At 70.5% G+C, this 20,004-nt stretch carries 12 protein-coding genes; 6 read left to right on the top strand and 6 right to left on the bottom strand.

Annotated elements, in window-relative coordinates:
• Positions 1-5 precede the first annotated feature (5 nt).
• The gene (locus AC1D15_RS01465; protein WP_477824639.1) at positions 6-1,844 is read right to left on the bottom strand and encodes an ABC transporter substrate-binding protein; all 1,839 of its coding nucleotides are present in this window, start codon (positions 1,842-1,844) and stop codon (positions 6-8) included.
• Positions 1,841-3,667 carry an ABC transporter substrate-binding protein gene (locus tag AC1D15_RS01460; protein ID WP_477824638.1) on the bottom strand — a complete coding sequence of 609 codons (1,827 nt, stop codon included), beginning with the start codon at positions 3,665-3,667 and terminating at the stop codon, positions 1,841-1,843. The genes AC1D15_RS01465 and AC1D15_RS01460 overlap by 4 nt, the downstream gene beginning before the upstream one ends.
• Positions 3,668-3,974: 307 nt before the next feature.
• Between AC1D15_RS01460 and AC1D15_RS01455 the strand changes: the two genes are divergently transcribed.
• From AC1D15_RS01455 to AC1D15_RS01445, 3 genes are read left to right on the top strand one after another with little or no spacing between them, the layout of a single operon-like run.
• The gene (locus tag AC1D15_RS01455; RefSeq protein ID WP_047501631.1) at positions 3,975-4,913 is read left to right on the top strand and encodes an ABC transporter permease; all 939 of its coding nucleotides are present in this window, start codon (positions 3,975-3,977) and stop codon (positions 4,911-4,913) included.
• A gap of 5 nt (positions 4,914-4,918) precedes the next feature.
• Entirely contained in the window at positions 4,919-5,956 is a 1,038-nt protein-coding gene (locus tag AC1D15_RS01450) for an ABC transporter permease (protein WP_052211379.1), read from the top strand.
• The gene (locus tag AC1D15_RS01445; protein ID WP_477824637.1) at positions 5,953-7,671 is read left to right on the top strand and encodes an ABC transporter ATP-binding protein; all 1,719 of its coding nucleotides are present in this window, start codon (positions 5,953-5,955) and stop codon (positions 7,669-7,671) included. Before AC1D15_RS01450 ends, AC1D15_RS01445 begins: the two co-directional genes overlap by 4 nt.
• Positions 7,672-7,678: 7 nt before the next feature.
• Here AC1D15_RS01445 and AC1D15_RS01440 read toward each other — a convergent pair whose 3' ends face one another.
• A complete protein-coding gene (locus AC1D15_RS01440) occupies positions 7,679-8,410 on the bottom strand; it encodes a substrate-binding periplasmic protein (RefSeq protein WP_477824636.1) in 732 nt (243 codons plus the stop codon).
• Positions 8,411-8,542: 132 nt separating this feature from the next.
• Between AC1D15_RS01440 and AC1D15_RS01435 the strand changes: the two genes are divergently transcribed.
• On the top strand, positions 8,543-11,659 hold the full coding sequence (locus AC1D15_RS01435) for a hybrid sensor histidine kinase/response regulator (protein ID WP_477824635.1): 3,117 nt from the start codon (positions 8,543-8,545) through the stop codon (positions 11,657-11,659).
• Here AC1D15_RS01435 and AC1D15_RS01430 read toward each other — a convergent pair.
• Positions 11,656-12,696: a porin gene (locus AC1D15_RS01430; protein WP_477824634.1), complete on the bottom strand. Its 1,041-nt coding sequence runs from the start codon at positions 12,694-12,696 to the stop codon at positions 11,656-11,658. The genes AC1D15_RS01435 and AC1D15_RS01430 overlap by 4 nt on opposite strands.
• Positions 12,697-12,855: 159 nt before the next feature.
• Here AC1D15_RS01430 and AC1D15_RS01425 point away from each other — a divergent pair, with 159 nt between their 5' ends.
• Positions 12,856-13,359 (top strand): (2Fe-2S)-binding protein, encoded by a 504-nt coding sequence (locus tag AC1D15_RS01425; RefSeq protein WP_477824633.1) that lies wholly within the window; start codon positions 12,856-12,858, stop codon positions 13,357-13,359.
• A complete protein-coding gene (locus tag AC1D15_RS01420; protein WP_477824632.1) occupies positions 13,356-15,635 on the top strand; it encodes a xanthine dehydrogenase family protein molybdopterin-binding subunit in 2,280 nt (759 codons plus the stop codon). The genes AC1D15_RS01425 and AC1D15_RS01420 overlap by 4 nt, the downstream gene beginning before the upstream one ends.
• 2 nt (positions 15,636-15,637) lie before the next feature.
• On the opposite strand, the gene AC1D15_RS01415 is transcribed toward AC1D15_RS01420, so the two are convergent.
• Positions 15,638-18,877, bottom strand: a complete 3,240-nt coding sequence (locus AC1D15_RS01415) for a PAS domain S-box protein (RefSeq protein WP_477824631.1) — start codon at positions 18,875-18,877, stop codon at positions 15,638-15,640.
• Positions 18,878-19,022: 145 nt separating this feature from the next.
• The gene (locus AC1D15_RS01410; protein WP_477824630.1) at positions 19,023-19,943 is read right to left on the bottom strand and encodes a LysR family transcriptional regulator; all 921 of its coding nucleotides are present in this window, start codon (positions 19,941-19,943) and stop codon (positions 19,023-19,025) included.
• Positions 19,944-20,004 lie beyond the last annotated feature (61 nt).

Raw genomic sequence — 20,004 nt, 5'->3', positions numbered from 1 at the left:
GCCGTTCAGCGGGCGCCCCGCAGGCTGTCGTCGATGTCGAGGTACTGCCAGAAGCGGCTGACGAAGAACGGCCTGCGGTACCCGATCACCCATGGCTGCGTCAGGTCGGTCACGATGCGGTGCACGTTGTACTTGTGCGGCGCCAGCGCCGTCGCGATGCGGTTCGCCTCGTCGAGCAGCGCCAGCCGCTCCGGGCCGTCGCCGATGCTCTGCATGCGCTCGTAGATCTCGTCGAAGCGCGCGTTCTTGAAGCGCCCGAGATTCTGCCCGCCGGAGGCCGGGCCGTACAGCAGCTGCATCGCGTCCTGCACGTCGGGTGTCGATGCGGTGTAGCCGAGCTGCCAGACCATCAGCTGGCCGGCACGCGCCGCCTTCAGGTTCTCCGGCCACTGGGCCGGCTTGATCTCGATGCGCACGCCGATCGCATCCATGTTCTTCTTCCACAGCTCGTCGAACTGGCGCGACAGGCTGTCCGGCGAGGTGGCGTACTGGATCACGAGCGGGCTGCCGTCGGGCATCTCGCGCCAGCCGTCGCCGTTGCGGTCGACGTACCCGTACATGTCGAGCAGCGCCTTCGCGCGCGGCACGTTGTAGTCGCTGTTCTCGGTCTTGTAGTTCGGGTCGTAGCCGAAGGTGGCGGGCGCCACCATGCTCTGCGCCGGGATCGCCTGGCCGCGGCGCACGCCGGCGATCTCGCGCGGCACGTCGGTGGCCAGCCGGATCGCGCGGCGCAGCGCGACCTTCTCGGGCGTGTAGCCGCCGACGACCGGGTCTTCCATGTTGAAGTAGTACAGCGTGCGGTCGGGGTTGACGACGCGCTGCATCCGGATGCCGCGCTTGGCCAGGTTCGGCGCCAGCTTGCCGTTCGGCGCCGCCTGGTTCGCGAACTCCAGCGGCACCGAGATCAGGTCGATCTCGCGGTTCAGGAAGGCCAGCCAGCGCGGCTGGCTCTCCTCGATGATCGACAACTCGACACGGTCGATCATCGGCAGCCGCCGGCCCTTGAAGCGCTGCAGCAGCGCCTGGCCCTCGGCGTCGTCGGCATTCGGCTCGGCGTCGTAGAAGGCCTCGTGGTAGCCGGGGTTGCGCTCCAGCACGATCTGCGAGCTGCGCCGCCATGACGCGAGCCGGAACGGCCCGGTGCCCACCGGGTGCGCGGAGATCTCGCTGCCGTAGTGCTCCACCACCTCGCGCGCGACCGCGCCGTACAGGCTGCTGTCGGCCAGCGTGTAGAGCAGGCGCGGGCGCGGGCTCTTCAGCTTGACCTGCAGCGTGTAGCGGTCGAGCGCGCGCAGGCCTTCGACCGGCTTGTCGTAGTCGAACGGCGTCTTCTTCGCGATCGCCTGCTGGCGCAGTTCGTCCAGGCCGACGAAGCCCTGGTCGTTCATGTCGGAGTAGGCCGGGCTCGCGTTGGCGGGGTCGAAGAAGCGCTTGATCGCATACGCGAAATCCTGCGCCACCAGCTCGCGCCGCTGGCCCTTGAAGGCCGGGTCGTCCTGGAAGTAGACGCCCGGGCGGATGCGGAAGGTGTAGGTGCGGAAATCCTCCGACACCTCGGGCATCGCGGCCGCCGCCTCGGGCCGCACCTTGAACGGGCGGGCCAGGTAGTCGTAGCGGACCAGCGCCTCGAACAGGTGCGTGGTCACGTAGCGCGAGTACAGGTCGCTGATCTTCACCGGATCGAACCCGGTCTCGGCGGCCACGAAGGCCCAGCGAAAGGTCTTCGCGAACGGCGCGCCGGTGGGCGGCGCCGAAGCGGCCTGCGGTTGTGCGGCGGCGTGGCCGGCGGTGGCGGCCACGGCCGCCAGCGCGGCAGCGGCGATCAGGAGGAGGCGTCGGATCATGGGGCAGTGCGCGCTTGCTCGAGCGCGGTGTCGATGTCGAGGAATTTCCAGAACTCGCGGATGAACGGGTTGCGGCGGTAGCCCAGCACCCAGGGGTGCATCAGGTCGGTGGCGATGCGGTGCGCGCTGATCTTGTACGGCAGGTAGGCCACCATCAGCTTGCTCGCCTCGCGCAGCACCGCCTCGCGCTCGGGGCCGTCGGGCATGCGGCCCTGCTTCTCGAACAGCGCGTTGAAGGCCGGCAGGTCGAAGCGCGAGTGGTTGGCGCCGCCCTTGTTCGGGCCGTACGCGAGCGCGAGGAAGGTGTCGGCATCCGGCGTCGTCGCGCTCCAGGCCACGCCCCACATCATCAGCTTGCCGGCGCGCGAGGCCTTCAGGTTCTCCGGCCACTTCGCGGTCCTGAAGACCATGCGGATGTTGACCGCGCGCATGCTCTTGTCCCACAGCTCGACGAGCTGGCGGCTCAGCTGGTCGGGCTGGGTCGAGTATTCGATCAGCAGCGGGCTGCCGTCGGGCAGGTCGCGCCAGCCGTCGCCGTCGCGGTCGACATACCCGTAGGTGTCGAGCAGCGCGCGCGCCCGGTCGGGGTCGTAGTCGCTCATCTCGGTCTTGACCGTCGGGTCGTAGCCGTACACGGCGGGGGCGATCGCGGTCTGCGCCGGAATCGCCTGGTTCTTGCGCGCGATCTGCAGCTCGGCCGGCGTGTTGTAGGCCAGCGAGATCGCACGCCGCAGCGCCACCTTCTCGGGCGTGTAGCCGCCGACCACCGGGTTTTCGTGGTTGAAGAAGCCGGCGATCACCGCATCGACCAGCGGCGCCTGGTCCATCTGGATGCCCTGCTTCGCGAGGTTGGGCGCAAGGCGGTTGCGCGGGATCGCGATGCCCGAGAACTCGGCCGGCAGCCGGTCGAGGAAATCGCTCTGGCGGTTCAGGAAACTCAGCCAGCGCGGCTGCGTCTCCTCGATGATCGAGATCTCGACGCGGTCGAGCATCGGGATGCGCTTGCCCTTCATCGCGCGGGCGATGGCCTGCGAGCGCGGGTCGTCGGCGGGCGCCTCCTCGTCGTAGCGCAGCTCGCGGAAGCCGGGGTTGCGCTCCAGCACGATCAGCGAGCTGCGGCGCCAGTCGGCGAGCCGGAACGGGCCGGTGCCCACCGGGTGCGCCATGATCGCCGTGCCGTAGAACTCGACCACCTCGCGCGCCATCGCGCCGAACGCGCCGGCGTCGGTCATGATCTGCTGGTGGAAGCGCGGCGACGGCTCGGCCAGCTTGACCTGGAAGGTGTAGCGGTCGAGCGCGCGCAGGCCGTCGACCTCGCGGTCGTACGGGAACGGCTGCTTCGAAGCGATCACCTGCTGTCGCAKCTCCGACAGCCCGAGCAGCTTCGCGTTCTCGAGCAGGTACAGGTTGGGGCTCTTCCACTGCGGGTCGTAGTGGCGCTTCAGCGTGTAGACGTAGTCCTGCGCGACCAGTTCGCGGCGCCGGTCCTTGAAGGCGGGGTCGTCCTGGAAGTACGTGCCCGGCTTCAGGCGGAACGTGAAGGTCTTGAAGTCGTCGCTGATCTCCGGCAGCGCCGCCGCGGTGTTCGGCTTCATGCGGACCGGCCGCGCGAGGTAGTCGAAGGTCAGCGGGGTCTCGAAGATGCCGGCGGTGACGGTGCGCGAATAGAGATCGCTCAGCTGCACCGGGTCGAAGCCGGTCTCGGCGACCGGGAAGGCATAGCGAAGCACCTTGGGCGCTGGGGCCGCCGGCTGCGCGGGTGCCGCGGCCGAGGCGAGGAAGGCAAGCAAGGCGAGCAGCCAGGCTGCGCCGCGTCGGATCATGGTCACGAACTCCTGGTGGGAGGGCACGCCGCCGGCGCTCGTGGCGCGGCGGCATGCCGAAGGCGCGAAGTCTAGGGCCTGCCCGGGGCCGCTGGCCTCCGGGCTTGCCCCGGCCTGCACGCGGGGAACTTCCGATCGGCATGCAAGTTGCGTGCGCTGCGAAGTTCCTGAGGGCAAACGCGGGGAAGGGGGCTTCGGACCGGGCCTTAGACTCGCGCCTGCCCAGATTCCGGCATGTGCCGCCTCCCGACCCGGGCCGGCGGGGCGGGCCGGTCCTCTTTTCTCGACCCGAGACGCTCACGACGATATGGCGGCCTACCTGATACGGCGCCTGTGGCAAATGATCCCGACCTTGATCGGGGTGGTGCTGCTGGTGTTCTTCCTCTTCAAGTACTTCGGTGGCGACCCCGCCGAAATCCTCGGCGGCCTGAACGCCACCCCGCAGCAGGTGGATGCGATCCGCGAGCAGCTCGGGCTGAACAAGCCGGTGTGGCAGCAGCTGCTGATCTACTTCCGCAGCATCGTGACGCTGGACTGGGGCCACAGCTGGGCCACGCAGGAAGCCGTCAGCAACATCTTCGCGACCCGCGCACCGGCCACGCTGACGGTGATGCTGCCGATCCTCGCGCTCGACACGCTGCTCGCGCTGCCGATCGCGATGTGGGTGGCCTACCGGCGTGGCTCGCTGGCCGACCGCAGCATCATGGTGATCTCCACCATCGCGCTGTCGGTCTCGTTCCTGGTCTACATCATCGTCGGCCAGTACGTGTTCGGCTTCCAGCTCGGCTGGTTCCCGGTGCAGGGCTGGAGCGACAGCACCTGGACCAACCTCGTGACTTACGTGCCGCTGCCGGTGCTGCTGGCGCTGCTGGTGGGCCTCGCGCCGCAGACGCGGCTGTACCGCACCTTCTTCCTCGACGAGCTCGGCCACGACTACGTGCGCACCGCGCGCGCCAAGGGCATGACCGAGCGCACGGTGCTGTTCAAGCACGTGCTGCGCAACGCGATGATCCCGATCGTGACCAACATCGCACTGGCGCTGCCGGGCGTGTTCGTCGGCTCGTTCCTGATCGAGGTGTTCTTCTCGATCCCGGGCCTGGGCCGCGAGATCATCCTCGCGGTGAACCGCAGCGACTACCCGGTGATCCAGGCCGTCACCGTCTACCTGGCGATGCTGACGATGCTGGTGAACCTGGGCGCGGACATCCTCTACAAGCTGATCGATCCCCGGGTGGTCCTCAAATGAGCGCGGTGCTTTCTCCTGCAGGGCTGCCTGCACGGCAATCGATGGGCGTCTGGCAGGCCGCCTGGAAGCGGCTGCGGGCGGACCGTGTCGGCATGGTGTCGATGGTGGTGGTGGCGGCGTTCGCGCTGCTGGTGCTGCTGGGGTCGGTCGGGCTGCTGGCGCGCGGCTGGCAGAAGGAAGTGGGCGTGCCGAATGCGCCGCCGACCTTCATGGGGCCGGCGGCCGCGGTGGAGCAGAGCGCGATCCCGGTGCCGAAGGGGCCGAACGTCGATCTCTCGGCGGTCGACCCGCTGGCGCCGCGCTACAAGGAGTGGGACGAGCGCGCCGCGAAGTTCAAGACCGAGGACAGCGTCAAGCGCGAGACGCTGCCGTTCGGCGGCGACCGCATCGGGCGCGACGTGCTGACCAAGGCGCTGAAGGGCACGCAGACCTCGGTGTTCGTCGGCCTGCTGGCGGCCATCGTGGCCAGCGTGATCGGCACGCTGCTGGGCGCGCTGGCGGGCTTCTTCGGCGGCAGGATGGGCGACTTCCTCGAGTGGCTGTACAGCGTGTTCACGTCGATCCCGGACATCCTGCTGATCCTGTCGTTCGCGGTGATCTTCGGGCGCGGCATCGGCAGCGTGGCCATCATCCTCGCGCTGGTCGGCTGGACCGGCATGTACCGGCAGGTGCGGGCCGAGTTCCTGAAGCATTCGGTGCGCGAATACGTGCGCTCGGCCGAGGCGATCGGTGCGTCGGCGGCGTCGCGCATGTTCCGGCACATCCTGCCGAACATCAGCCACGTGATCCTGGTGCGCATGTCGCTGCTGGTGGTGGGCTTCATCAAGTTCGAGGTGATCCTGTCGTACCTCGGGCTRGGCGTCGGTGTCGACGACGTGTCGTGGGGCACGATGCTGGCCGAGGCGCAGAGCGAGCTGATCCTCGGCTACTGGTGGCAGCTGGTGGCGGCGACCGCGTTCATGGCGGTGTTCGTGACGGCGTTCTCGCTGTTCGCCGATGCGTTGCGCGATGCGCTGGATCCGAAGCTGCGGGGACTGGAATGAGCCTGTTGACGATCAAGGACCTGCGCGTGTCGTTCCGCGTGGGCCACGAGGGTGGGGTGGTGCAGCGTACGCAGGCCGTGGGCCGTGAGATCGACGGGCAGTCGGTCGGCGTCAGCTTCGACGTGCCGGAGAACACCACGGTGGCGCTGGTCGGCGAGTCGGGCTCGGGCAAGAGCGTGACCGCGATGTCGATCCTGAACCTGCTGCCGAGCAATGCCGAGCGGCAGGGCGCGATCGGCTTCCTGGGCCGCGACCTGCTGGCCGCGACGCTGCCCGAGCTGCAGGCGCTGCGCGGCAAGGACATCGCCTGCGTGTTCCAGGATCCGATGAGCTCGCTGAACCCGGTGTTCACCGTCGGGCAGCAGCTGGTGGAGCCGCTGGTGCGCCACCTGGGGCTCTCGCGCAAGCAGGCGCTGGCGCGTGCCGAGGCGCTGCTGGTCGAGGTGGGCCTGCCGGAGCCGAAGCGGCGGCTGGCGGCCTATCCGCATGAACTGTCGGGCGGACAGCAGCAGCGCGTGATGATCGCGATGGCGCTGTCGTGCGAGCCGAAGCTGCTGATCGCCGACGAGCCGACGACGGCGCTCGACGTGACGATCCAGCGCCAGATCCTGGAACTGCTCGCGAAGCTGAAGACGCAGCACCGCATGAGCATGCTGTTCATCACGCACGACCTGGGCGTGGTCGGCGAGATTGCCGACCAGGTGGTGGTGATGCGCCAGGGCACGGTGCGCGAGCAGGGATCGGTGGCGGAGATCTTCGCTGCGCCGCGCGACCCGTACACCAAGGCGCTGCTGGCCTGCCGGCCGACGCTTGCGCAACGCGGTGCGCGGCTGATGGTGATCGACGACCACATCGCCGGCCGCGCGGCGGCGGCACCGCCGGCACCGAAGGACGCGCTGGCGCCGATCGTGATCGATGCCAGCAACCTGACGAAGAGCTTCTGGCTGCGCAGCGGCGTGTTCGGCCGCAAGGAGTTCCGCGCGGTGAAGGGCGCGAGCTTCACGCTGCGGCGCGGGCACACGCTGGGCGTGGTCGGCGAATCGGGATCCGGCAAGACGACGATGGGGCTGACGCTGCTGCGCCTGCACGAGGTGAACGGCGGGCCGGTCGGCGGCAAGGTGATGTTCGACGGGCAGGACCTGCTGGCGCTGAGCCGGCGCGAGCTGCTGCCGATGCGCCGGCGCATCCAGGTGGTGTTCCAGAACCCGTATGCGTCGCTGAACCCGCGCTTCACGATCGGGCAGACGCTGACCGAGCCGATGGCGATCCACGGCATCGGCGCCGATGGCGCAGAGCGCGAGCAGCGCGCGCGGGCGCTGCTGAACAAGGTCGGGCTGGACGACAGCGCGATGCACAAGTACCCGCACGAGTTCTCCGGCGGCCAGCGCCAGCGCGTGGCGATCGCGCGCTGCCTGACGCTGGACCCGGAGGTGCTGGTGCTCGACGAGGCGGTCAGCGCGCTCGACGTGTCGGTGCAGGCGCAGGTGCTGAACCTGCTGAAGGACCTGCAGGACGAGCTGGGCCTCGCCTACATCTTCATCAGCCATGACCTGGCGGTGGTGCGCTTCATGGCCGACGAGGTGCTGGTCATGAAGGACGGCGAGGTCGTCGAGCAGGCGAGCGTCGCGCAGATCCTGGAGCAGCCGCAGCAGGAGTACACGAAGCGCTTGCTGGGGGCGATTCCGCGCGGCTACGGCGCCGCGAGGGCGGCGTAGCCGCCCTTCATCGGTAGCGCTTCACGATCGCCTGGTAGGAGCCGTCCGCCCTCATCTGGTCGATGGCGTCAGCGATCCGCCTGGCGATCTCCTTCGGGAAACCGTGGGATGCGGCGACCCAGGACACCTTGACCGGCCCCAGGCGGGGGCCGTACTTCAGTTCGGTGGGGTCGAAGCCGGCTTGCCGGTACACGCCGTGCGCCATCAGGTCCGTCGTCATCCACGCGCCGATGCGTCCCAGCTTCAGTTTCCGGGCATTCGTCAGGTCGTCGTCGGTTTCCTCGACATACGGCAATGCCGCATGTTCCGCCTCGTCCTTGAAGCTGGTGCCGCGGACATAGCCCACGACCAGCGTCCGCGCCTCTTCGATGGAAGAGGGCGGCGTGGCGAGGGTCACGAAGACCGTATGGAACTCCAGCACCGGTGCAACCCATTGATACTGCGCTTCGCGCCCGGGCGTGCGGGTGAACGGAATGATCAGCACGTCGTTCCCGGCCTGGGTTTCCAGTTGCGCCCGCTGCCACGGCAGGAAACTGAACGCCGGTGAAATGCCCGCCCGCCGGCAGGCCTCGCGGACCACCTCCAGCACGACGCCGCCCGGCTGGCCGCCCGCCTGGGTCGTCAGCGGCGGGAACTCGGCAGCCACCACCCGGATGGCCTGCCCGGCCGCGCCGGACGGCACGAGCAGCGATGCCAGCAGTGCCAGCACGCCAACGCCCTGGATCGTCGTTCTTCGCATGCGGGAACTCCTCTCGCTTGTCGGCTCGCTCGGCATTGTCTTAACATCGAAACGTATACACCATTTCAGTCCTCCGCTGGCAGCGCTTCATGCGCCGGAGGTCGTGCGAAGCGCGGTGGAGCAACAACCGACATGGCGTTGCGATTTCGGGTGATCCCGCGGGCCGGCAGCTTGCACAGCAAGCTGATGCTGGCGCTGGCGATCCTGGTCGCGCTGGTGGCGCTCGCTGCGGCCTATGTGCTGATCGAACGCGAGCGCGAGCGTCGGTTCCTGGAGCTGGAGGGCCGGGCCGCGCGCATTGCCGAACTGTTCAGCCGCTCGCTGGCCTACCCCCTCTGGAACGTCGACCATGCCGCGATCGACAGCCAGCTCGCGGCGCTGGCCCCCAATCCGGAGGTCGCCCAGTTCAGCGTCACGACGGTCGGCGACGGCACGGTGTCCGCGGTGACCCGGATCCAGTCGCGGGACCTGGTCAACCCGATCGTGCGCGTGCAGTCGATCGAGTACGCGCCCCCTGGCGGTGCCCGGCAGAAGATCGGGGAAGTCCGTGTCGTGCTGACGCGCGCGGTGGTCGAGGCGGCCATCGCCACGGCCCGCCGGACCATTCTCGCGCTGGTCGCCGCGATCGTGGCCGTGCTGTATGCAGCGACCTTCCTGCTGCTCAGGCGCATGGTGAGCGCGCCCATCCAACGCCTGGAGGCGACGGTGGATCGAATCGCCATCGGTGACATGGACGCGCGCTGTGCGGTCGAATCGAGCGACGAACTGGGCCGGCTGGCCCTGCGCGTCAACGCGATGGCGGACCGGCTGCGCGACTCCGCCCGGCAATTGCGCGACAGCGAGGCGACCTACCGGGGGATCTTCGAGAATTCGCTGGAGGGCATCTTTCACCTGGACCGGTCGGGGAGCCTGCATGACGCCAACGCGGCGCTGGCCCGGCTGATGGGCTACGCCACGCCCGTCGAGCTGATGGCGGCCGTGAACGATGCACCGCCCGCCCGCCGGCCCCTGTTCACGCCGGACCAGACGGCCTCGCTGTTCGCCGCACTCGAACGCGACGGCGAGATCGCCGGCATGGAACTGCAACTGACGCGCGCCGACGGCAGCCCGGTCTGGGTCCAGCTCAACGCGTGGCAGCAAGGCGGCGGGCCGGCCGGATGCCACGGGCTGGTCAGCGACATCACGTCACGCAAGCGGACACTCGAGGACTTGCGCAGCCATCGCGACCACCTGGAGGAGGCGGTGCGCGAGCGCACCGCGGAACTGGACGAAGCGATGCAGCGGGCCGAGGTCGCGAACCAGGCCAAGAGCGAATTCCTCGCCAACATGAGCCACGAGATCCGCACGCCGATGAACGTGATCCTCGGCATGTCGCGCCTGGCGCTGCAAGGCGACCTCGATCCGCAGCAGCACAACTACATGCGCAAGGTGCACCGATCCGCCGAATCGCTGCTGCGCATCATCAACGACATCCTCGACTTCTCGAAGATCGAAGCCGGCAAGCTCGACATGGAGGTCCTGACGTTCGACCTCGGCAACGTGATGGACGACCTCGCGAACCTGGTCGGCATGAACGCCGAGGAGAAGGGCCTGGAGCTGGTGTTCGCGTTGCCGCAGGACCTGCCCGCCATGCTCGTGGGAGACCCCTGGCGGCTGGGGCAGGTGCTGATCAACCTGGGCAACAACGCGGTCAAGTTCACCGAACGGGGCGAGGTCGTCGTGGCCGTCGAGGTGATCGAACGCGATGCGAGCTCGGTGCGCCTGCGCTTCGAGGTGCGCGACACCGGCATCGGCATCACGCCCGAGGATCAGCAGCGGCTGTTCAAGCCGTTCTCGCAGGCCGACTCATCGACGAGCCGCCGCTTCGGCGGCACCGGGCTGGGCCTTGCGATCAGTCAGCACCTGGTGCACATGATGGAAGGAGAACTCGGGGTCGACAGCACGCCCGGGCGCGGCAGCCGGTTCCACTTCAGTGCGCGCTTCGGCCTCGGGGCTGAACCTGCCACCCACGACGCGGCTGCGCAGGACGGCGGCCTGCCGGGTGCCCGGATGCTCGTCGTCGACGACAACGGCGCCGCGCGCGAGATCCTGGTGCAGATGGCCGGCGCGCTCGGGCTGCGCGCGTCGGACGCGCGCGGGGGCCACGAGGCCATCGACGCGGTCGCGGCGGCGGATGCACGCGGCGAGCCCTTCGACCTGCTCCTGCTCGACTGGAAAATGCCGGGCATGAACGGCGTCGACTGTGCCAGGCAGCTGGCGCGCATGCCGCTGGCGCACCCGCCACCCACCCTGCTGATGGTCACCGCCTTTTCCCGCGATGAAGTGGCGCGCCTGCTGGCGACCGAGCGGCTCGGCGTGGCGGCGACGCTGACCAAGCCGGTCACGCCTTCGACGTTGCTGGACGCCTGCCTGCAGGTGCGGGGCGTGCCGCGGCCGCATGCCCTGCGAAGCGGACTGCGCGAAGAAGCGCTGCAAGGCCACTGCGCCGCCCTGGCCGGCACGCGCGTGCTGCTGGTCGAGGACAACCCGTTCAACCAGGAGCTGGCGAGTGACCTGCTGGGCCGCGCGCGGATCGAGGTCCAGGTGGCGAACAACGGCCGCGAAGCCATCGGGATGCTGGCGCGCGAACGCTTCGACGCGGTGCTGATGGACTGCCAGATGCCGGTGATGGATGGTTATGCGGCCACGCGCGAATTGCGCAGCGACCCGGCGTGGCGCGACCTGCCGATCATCGCGATGACGGCCAACGCGATGGTCGGCGACCGCGAGAAGGTGCTGGCGGCCGGGATGAACGACCACATCGCCAAGCCGATCGACGTGGTCGACATGTTCGCCACGCTGGCGCGCTGGGTCCGGCCAGGCGCTGCCGGGGCGGGCCACGGTTTCCCGGGCATCGAGAGCGCTGCTGCGCTGGCCGCGCTGATGGGCGACGAGCGACTCTATCGGCGCCTGCTGGGCAAGTTCAGGGATCGGGAAGCCGGCTTTGCGGCGCGTTTCGGCGCTGCCCGTGCGGCGCACGACATGACCACGGCCACGCGCCTGGCCCACGACCTGAAGAGCGTGTCCGGCACGCTGGGGGCGACGGCCGTGTGCGCGGTCGCCGGGGCGCTGGAACATGCCTGCTCGAACGGAGCCGGCCCGGCGGACCTCGACGCGCTGCTCGCGGCGGTGGTCGAGCGTCTCGACCCGGTGCTCGCCGGCCTGCGCTCGCTCGAGGCCGCGCCTTCCCGCCCTGCCGACAGGCCCTAGAACCGCACGCGCAGCCCGGCCGCGACGCTGGTGCCGTTCTCGGCGTTCGTCAGCCGGTCGCTCATCACCACCGCATACGCATCGGTCAGCTTCGACAGCGCATGGTCGTAGCCGAGCGTGACGGTGCGGTTCTTCACCTCGCCCGGGTTGAAATCGGCATTCGCCTGGCCGTACTGCGCCACGACCTTGCCGAGCGCGCCCACCGGCACCGCGACCCCCAGACCGTAGATCGTCGACTTCGTGTCGACCGTCGCCCGCGTCTTCACGCGCGTGGCCTGCGCATACAGCTTCGCGACGCTGAAGTCGTACGAGCCGCCGAACTGCAGCGTCTCCTGGCGCTCGAAGCCGGCCGGCACCGCGGCCAGGCCGTTCTTCACCTGCTGGTACGCGATCGTCGCGCCCCAGGTGTCGGTCAGCAGCACCCAGTTGCCGCCGATGTTGCGGCCGGTCGCGCCGGGCGCGCCTTCGCCCAGGTTGGCGATCAGGCCGACGTTGTAGCCTTCGGTGTTCGAGGTGTTGTAGAGCAGCGAGTTGTTCCAGGCCGTGTCGCCCTGGAAAGCAAGGCCGGTGCTCGGCGCGAACACCTGGCGGATGCTCGGCGAGGAGCCGAACGAATCGCCGATCGCGTTGAACGACAGCGTCGAGACGAACAGCGGCGTCGTGTTGCGCCCGAGCGTGCTGGTGCCGAAATCGCCCTGGACGCCGACATAGGCATTGCGCCCCCAGAACGCCTCGCCGTTGGCACGGCCGGCCGCGCCGGTGTCGGCGCGCAGGTAGTGCTCGAGCGCGAACTTCACCTTCAGCGTGCCGCCGAGGTCCTCGGCGCCCTTGAAGCCCAGGAAGCTGGACGTCATCTTGCCGCTCTCGGCGCGCAGCGTGCGTTGCGCACCGGCATCCTGGAAGCGTCCGGCGGACATGTCGAGCAGCCCGTACAGCGTGACGGACGAAGCTGGCGATGAAGCGGTTTGCGCGGAAGCGGCTGCAGGCAGCGTGAGGGCGACCGCGGCAGCGGCCAGGCAGGACAGACGACGGTTCATGCAGCGGAACTCCGGCAGGGACGTTGGATGGATTCGGAAAAAGGCCCGTCAGGATAAACCCGGACGCGTGTGCGGCCGGTCACACCCCGTTTCGTTGACGCCACATCGGCGCGCCCGTGGCCGGCCCAGAATGGGGACCGACACCGGAGCACCCGATCCATGGACTTGAACGTCAACGGCCAGACGCTGCCCCTGCCGCCCGAGGCCGTGGCGCCCGACATGCCCTTGCTGTGGGTGCTGCGCGACGTGCTGATGCTGACCGGCACCAAGTTCGGCTGCGGCGTCGCGGCCTGTGGTGCCTGCACGGTGCACGTGGATGGCCAGGCGGTGCGCTCGTGCGTGACGCCGCTCTCGGCCGTGCAGGGCAAGCCGGTGCGCACCATCGAGGCGCTGGGCGCGCCCGGCCGGCCCCACCCGCTGCAGCAGGCGTGGATCGCCCACCAGGTGCCGCAATGCGGCTACTGCCAGAGCGGCATGCTGATGGCGGCCGCCGACCTGCTGGCGAAGAACCCGTCGCCCAGCGATGCCGACATCGATGCGGCCATCACCAACCTGTGCCGTTGCGGCACCTACCCGCGCATCCGCGACGCGATCAAGGGGGCGGCCGCCGCGCTGCGTGGCGACGCCCCGCGGCAGGACAAGGGCAGCGAGGCGCGCGCATGAAGCGGCGCAGCCTGTTGCTGAGCGCGCTGGCCGGCGGCGGCGCGCTGCTGGTCGGCTGGAGCGCGCTGCCGCCGCGCAACCGCATCGGCACGTCGCACCTGCTGCCGGATGCCGACGGCGGCGTGACGCTGAACGGCTGGATCCGCATCGAGCCCGACGGCCAGGTGCAGCTCGCGATGGCGCGCAGCGAGATGGGCCAGGGCGTGCACACCGCGCTCGCGATGCTGGTGGCCGACGAACTCGACACCCCGCTGTCGCGCGTGAAGCTGGTGCAGGCCGCGCCGCAGTCGCTGTACGGCAACGTCGCGATGTTCGTCGGCGCGCTGCCCTTCCATCCCGACGACACCGAGCCCGGCCGCGAGACCGCGACCGTCAAGGCGGGCCAGTGGATGGTGAGCAAGTTCGCGCGCGAGCTGGGGGTCAGCGTGACCGGCGGCTCGTCGAGCGTCGCCGACGCGTGGGACGTGCTGCGCCTGGCCGCGGCCACCGCACGCGCGCAGCTGCTGGGCGCGGCGTCGCTGCAATGGAAGCTGCCGCGCGCCGAGCTGCAGGTGCATGGCGGCATCGTCAGCCATGTGTCGGGTCCGCATGCGCATTTCGGCGAGCTCGCGAAGCTGGCCGCGGCGACGCCGATCGGCGACGTGCGCACCAAGGACCCGAAGGACTGGACGCTGATCGGCACGCCCGCGCCGCGCACCGACCTGGCCGCCAAGGTGGACGGCAGTGCGCGCTTCGGCCTCGACGTGCGCCAGCCGGGCCAGCTCTATGCGGTGGTGCGCCACTGCCCGATGCTCGGCGGCAGCCCGCAGCGCGTGAAGGTCGAGGCGGCGATGCAGCTGCCCGGCGTGCAGCGCGTCGTGCGGCTCGGGCCGTATGCCGGCTCGACGGCGGCGGTGGCCGTCGTCGGCCGCAGCACCTGGCATGCGCGGCGCGGTGCGCAGGCGCTGGAGATCGACTGGGCGCCGCCGCCGGCCGGCGGGGCCGACACGAAGCGCATCGACGAGGCGCTGGAGCAGGCCGCGCGCGAGGCCGCGCACAGCGGCGGCGGCTTCGCGTTCCACACCCGCGGCGACGTGCAGCAGGCGCGCACCGGCGCCGCGCGGCAGATCGAGGCGCTGTACCGCGCCCCCTACCTCGCGCATGCGCCGATGGAGCCGATCAACTGCACGGCGCGCGTGCACGACGGCGGCGTCGAGCTGTGGGTGCCGACGCAGGTGCCCGACATGGCGCGTGAGATCGCGGCCCGCGTGGCCGGCGTGCCGCTCGAGGCCGTCACGCTGCACGTCAGCTACCTGGGCGGCGGCTTCGGGCGGCGGCTCGACGTCGACTTCGTCGCGCAGGCGGTGCGCATCGCGATCGAATGCGGCGGGCACCCGGTGCAGCTGGTGTGGCCTCGCGAAGAGGACATCGCGCACGATTTCTACCGCCCGGCCGGCGTCGCGCTGATGCAGGCGAGCCTGGACGCCAAGGGCATGGTCTCGGGCCTGTCGATCACCTCGGCCGGCGACGCGATCACGCCGCGCTGGATCGAGCGCGTGCTGCCGGCGCTGGCCGGGCCGGTCGACACGCCGGACAAGAGCGCGGCCGAGGGCCTGTACGACCTGCCGTACGGCATCTCGCACCAGCGCATCGCGCAGGTCGCCACGCACAGCGGCGTGCCGGTGGGCTACTGGCGCTCGGTCGGGCATTCGCACCATGCGTTCTTCAGCGAATGCTTCATCGACGAGCTGGCCGAGGCGGCGCACCAGGACCCGGTGGCGTTCCGGCTCGGCCTGCTGGCCGACATGCCGCGCCATGCCGCGGTGCTGAAGCTCGCTGCCGCGAAGTCGGGCTGGGGCCGGCCGCTGCCGGTGGGCCAGGCGCGCGGCGTGGCGCTGCACGAGAGCTTCGGCAGCATCGTCGCGCAGGTGATGGAGGTGTCGCTGGCCGATGGCCGGCCGCGCATCCACCGCGTGGTCTGCGCGGCCGACATCGGCACGGTGGTGAACCCGGGCATCGTCGCGCAGCAGATGGAGAGCGGCGTGATCTTCGGCCTCTCGGCGGCGCTGTACGGCCGCATCGACATCGAGGGCGGCGCGGTGAAGCAGCGCAACTTCCCGGATTACAAGGTGCTGACGCTGGCCGAGTGCCCGCGCATCGAGACCCACCTGGTGCCGAGCAGCCGCGCACCCGGCGGCATGGGCGAGCCCGGCACGCCGCCGGCGGCCCCGGCGCTGGCGAATGCGCTGTATGCGCTGACGGGCAAGCGGCAGCGTGCGCTGCCGCTGGTCCTGTAGCGTCAGGGGCGCTTTTCCGCCTGCGCCACTGCGCGCAGCAAGGCCTGCCGCAAGCGGTGCGCATCGATCGGCTTCGTCAGGAACTCGTTCATTCCCGCGGCCAGCGCCTGGTCGCGCTCGGACACCAGCGCGGCCGCCGTCAGCGCGATGATCGGCAGCTCGTCGGCCGGGTGCCGCTCGCGCAGCTGCCGTGCCGCCTCATGGCCGCTCAGCCGCGGCATCTGCACGTCCATCAGCACCGCATCGAACAGCCGGCCGTCGTCGACCGAGCGCCGCACCGCCGCCAGCGCCTCCAGCCCGTCGACGGCCTGCACCACGTCGATGCCCCACTGCTCCAGCATCGCGACGCCGATCATCATGTTGACCGGGTTGTCCTCCACCATCAGCACGTGCGCGCCGGCCAGCGATGCGGTGTCGAGCGATTCGGCATCGGTGCCGACCTCGCGCGCCGGCGTGGCCGGCAGCGGCAGCGCGGCCCAGAAGCGGCTGCCGCGGCCCGGCRCGCTCTCGACGCCGACGCGCCCGCCCATCAGCGTCGCCAGCTCCTTGCAGATCGACAGCCCCAGGCCGGTGCCGCCGAAGCGCCGCGTCGTCGACGAATCGGCCTGCGTGAACGGCTGGAAGAGCCGCTGCTGGGTCGCCTCGTCGATGCCGGGGCCGGTGTCGAGCACCGCGAGCTGCACCAGGCCGTCGCTGCCGACCGAAGCGTCCAGCGTCACGTGGCCGCGCTCGGTGAACTTGATGCCGTTGGTCAGGTAGTTGCTGAGGATCTGCCGCACCCGCACCGGGTCGCCGAGCACCGTGCCCGGCACCTCGGGCGTCATCGCGAGCCGCAGCGACAGCCCGCGCGCCTGCGCGAGCGACTGGTAGGCGCGGTGCACCGCCACCAGCAGCCCGCGCAGGTCGAAGGCCACCGCCTCGACGCTGAGCTTGCCGGCCTCGATCTTCGACAGGTCGAGGATGTCGGAGATGATGCTCGCGAGGTTCTGCGCGCTGTCCTGGATCTGCGCCAGGTACTGGTCGCGGCGCAGCGCGTCGAGCCCCGGGCGCATCGCGAGCCGCGCCAGGCCCAGCAGCCCGTTCAGCGGCGTGCGGATCTCGTGGCTGGTGTTCGCGAGGAACGCGCTCTTGGCCTGGTTGGCGGCCTCGGCCACGTCGCGCGCATGGGCCAGCGCCTGCTCGAAGGCGCGCCGTTCGGTCACGTCCTCGGCGATCCAGATCGTGCCGCCCTGGCTCGGGTGCGTCGGGTCCACCGCCTGCGCGAGCAGGCGGCACAGGAAGCTGCTGCCGTCGCCGCGCCGCATCATGCGTTCGACCTCCACCGGCTCGCCCTGCGCCAGCCGCGGGCCGACCAGCGCGCCCATCTCGGCATAGGCGGCCGCGTCGCTCCACACCACCTGCCCCGGCAGGCCGATCAGCGCACCCGGCGGCCAGCGGAACATCGCCTCGAAGCAGGGGTTGGCCTGCATGAAGCGGCGGTCGCGCGTCAGCGCAATGCCGATCGACGCGTTCTGCAGGATCGCCTCGTGCTCCAGGCGCACCCGTTCGGTCTCGGTCACGTCGCGGCCGTTCAGCACCAGGTAGTCCTGGTCGTCCATCCGGAAGCGCGCCGCCGACAGCAGCAGCGACACGATGCTGCCGTCGCGCCGCACGAAGGTGGCCGGCAGGTCCGTCACCAGGTCGCCCTGGGCCAGGCCCGCGACCAGCGCCTCGCGGTGCGCCTGCCGGTGCCAGATGCCGATCTCGAGCGCGGTGCGGCCGACCACCTCGTCGCTGCGCCAGCCGGTGATGCGCGTGAAGCTCTCGTTGACCATCACGTAGCGGCCGCTCGCGACCTCGGTCAGCGTGATGCAGTCGGGGCTGGTCGCCACCAGGTGCGACAGCAGCGCCTGCGAGCGCCGCTGTGCGGTCTCGGCCTGCACGCGTGCGGTGATGTCGTGGAACATCGACAGCGTCGCCGGGCCGTCGGGTGCGCTGACCCGCATGCCCGAGGCCTGCACGCTCAGCGGTCGATGGTCCAGCGAGACCAGGGTGGAGTCGGCGACGCCCAGGCCCTCGCCGACGGGCAGCGCCTCCAGCGTCGCGACGCGCCGGCGAACCTGTTCCCGCGCTTCGTCGTCGGGGTAGAGGCTTGTCAGGTCGAAACCCTTCATCGCGGCGGCCGACGCGAAGCCGAACATGCGCGCGGCCGCATCGTTGGCGTCGACCGCAATGCCGTGGCGGTGCAGCACCAGCGCGGTCGGCGAGCGCTGGAACAGCTCGCGGTAGCGGCGCTCGCTCTCGGCGGTGGCGCGGCGTGCCTCGACCTCGGCGGTGATGTCGCGGCCCAGCCCCCAGTAGCCGAGGAAGCGGCCATCGGCATCGAAGCGCGGCCGGCCGCTGACCACGCTGTGGCGCAGCTCGCCGTGCTCGCCCGGGCGGCTGGCCATCAGGTTGCTGAACGGCAGGTGGGCTTCGAGGTCGGCGCGGTGGCGGGCCAGCGTGTCGGCGTCCAGCCCGATCTGCGGCATCTCCCACGGGCGGCGGCCCAGGCGCTCCGCCGCGTCGATGCCGGAGTACTGGTTCAGCTTGTCGCTGATGTGCGTGAAGCGCAGGTCGGCATCGAGCTCCCAGTACCAGTCGGCCGCCATCAGCAGCAGGCTGCGGAAGCGCTCCTCGCGGTCGCGCGCCTCGCCGAGCGCGCGGCGCACCACGCCGGCGATCAGCATCCCGCAGGTCGCGCCCGACGCGAAGATCAGCCAGTGCGTCAGCACGCGCACCGGCAGCGGGATGGCATCCGACGGGATCGGCCCGGGCAGCCAGCCCTTGTTGTTCGCCAGGGCCAGGCCCGCGACCGCCGCAGCCATCGCAAGCGTCAGCACGATGCCCGCGGCCGGGCTCGACAGCACGGTGACGACGCAGATCAGCAGCCCGAGGTAGCCGAGGTTCAGCGCATGCACGCCCTGGCCGAGGCCGATCGCGGTGATCAGCACCGCGATGGCGGCGATCCAGCCCATCACATGCACCAGTTTCGGCAGCGCCATGCGGCGCAGGCCCCACAGGCCGAGCGCGAAGCACGCTGCCAGCACCAGGCAATCGCCGACCAGCAGGGCCCGCATGCCGGGGCGGGTGGGCAGGGCGGGCGACAGGTAGATCAGCGCGCCCAGCAGCGAGATCGTGACGCCGACGCCGAAGAACAACCGGGCCACCAGCCGGTCCAGCGGTTCGCGCGGCAGAAGGGGCAAAGGCGAGGAGAGCGGCACGGCGAGGGTCCGCGCGTTGACGACCTGCGCGGTGCCGCCGAGTGTGGCACTGCGCCGCGGCCGTGACGGGGTGGTTTTCCCGGTTTTGCCGGCGTGCCGTGCAGGACTGCACGGCGCGCTGCCTTCGGCAAGGGGTCACGAGGGGTCAGGCGGCGGGTGGGTGCGCATCCATCCGCAGGGCCGATGCCAGGTGCGCCGCCACCACCGCGATGCGTCGCAGGTGGCGCGACTCCGGATGCGTCAGCAGCCACAGCTGCGTCTCGCATTCGGCCAGCGGTTCGCCGAGCGGCTGCAGCGCGCGCCGCTGCGACGCGAGGAACACCGGCGCGATGCCGACGCCCAGCCCGGCGGCGATCGCATCGACCACCGACTGCACGCTGTTGACGCGCAGCACCGGCTCCACCTTCGGCAGGTGCTTCCTGCGCCAGCGCACCGAGGGGTGTTCGGGCAGCGCATCGTCGACGGCGATCCAGCGCGCTGTCGCCAGGTCGGCCAGGTCGATCGGCTTGCGCTGCCGCATCGCCGGCTTCAGCCCGTAGACCGCCGAGCGGATCGGCCCCAGCTCGCGGCCGACGACGTGCGGCGGCGGCTTGACCGTCGCGCGCAAGGCGATGTCGGCTTCGCGCTGCGACAGGTTCACGAGCTCGTTGCGCGCGGTGATCTCCAGCCGCAGCAGCGGGTGCGCCGCCGCCAGGCCGGCCAGTGCCGGCAGCAGCAGGCCGTTCAGGATCGTGTCGGTGGTGCTGATGCGCACCAGGCCGCCGACCGCGCCGGCATCGAGCCGCGCCGCGCTGCGCGCCGACTCCAGCTCGGCCTCGATGCGCTCGGCATGTTGCGCGAGCTGCAGCCCCAGCTCGGTCGCGAGGTAGCCGCTGCGCGAGCGCTCGAAGAGCCGCTGGCCGAGCGCCTTCTCGCAGCGCTGCACGGTGCGGAACACCGTCGAACCGTCGACGCCGGCCAGCGCGCCGGCCGCCGCCAGCGTGCCGCCGCGCACCAGCGCCAGCAGCACGGCCAGCTCGCCGGCGCCGATCGGCGAGCTTCCGTTTGATTGCGTCTGTGCATCCATCGCTTGCCTGCCTGCCTATTTCAAATGCAACGGCGCAATCCTAGATTCACCGCCTCGACAC

It is taken from the genome of Rhizobacter sp. P2_H2, from assembly GCF_056403375.1.
The sequence above is the reverse complement of the archived record's forward strand: the minus strand, read 5'-3'. Positions and strand labels throughout refer to the sequence as shown.

What these genes read in the sequence shown, in the direction of transcription:
- AC1D15_RS01465 (WP_477824639.1), bottom strand. Translation starts at nt 1,844, where the DNA reads ATGATCCGACGCCTCCTCCTGATCGCCGCTGCCGCGCTGGCGGCCGTG.
- AC1D15_RS01455 (WP_047501631.1), top strand. Translation starts at nt 3,975, where the DNA reads ATGGCGGCCTACCTGATACGGCGCCTGTGGCAAATGATCCCGACCTTG.
- AC1D15_RS01445 (WP_477824637.1), top strand. Translation starts at nt 5,953, where the DNA reads ATGAGCCTGTTGACGATCAAGGACCTGCGCGTGTCGTTCCGCGTGGGC.
- AC1D15_RS01440 (WP_477824636.1), bottom strand. Translation starts at nt 8,410, where the DNA reads ATGCGAAGAACGACGATCCAGGGCGTTGGCGTGCTGGCACTGCTGGCA.
- AC1D15_RS01435 (WP_477824635.1), top strand. Translation starts at nt 8,543, where the DNA reads ATGGCGTTGCGATTTCGGGTGATCCCGCGGGCCGGCAGCTTGCACAGC.
- AC1D15_RS01430 (WP_477824634.1), bottom strand. Translation starts at nt 12,696, where the DNA reads ATGAACCGTCGTCTGTCCTGCCTGGCCGCTGCCGCGGTCGCCCTCACG.
- AC1D15_RS01425 (WP_477824633.1), top strand. Translation starts at nt 12,856, where the DNA reads ATGGACTTGAACGTCAACGGCCAGACGCTGCCCCTGCCGCCCGAGGCC.
- AC1D15_RS01420 (WP_477824632.1), top strand. Translation starts at nt 13,356, where the DNA reads ATGAAGCGGCGCAGCCTGTTGCTGAGCGCGCTGGCCGGCGGCGGCGCG.
- AC1D15_RS01410 (WP_477824630.1), bottom strand. Translation starts at nt 19,943, where the DNA reads ATGGATGCACAGACGCAATCAAACGGAAGCTCGCCGATCGGCGCCGGC.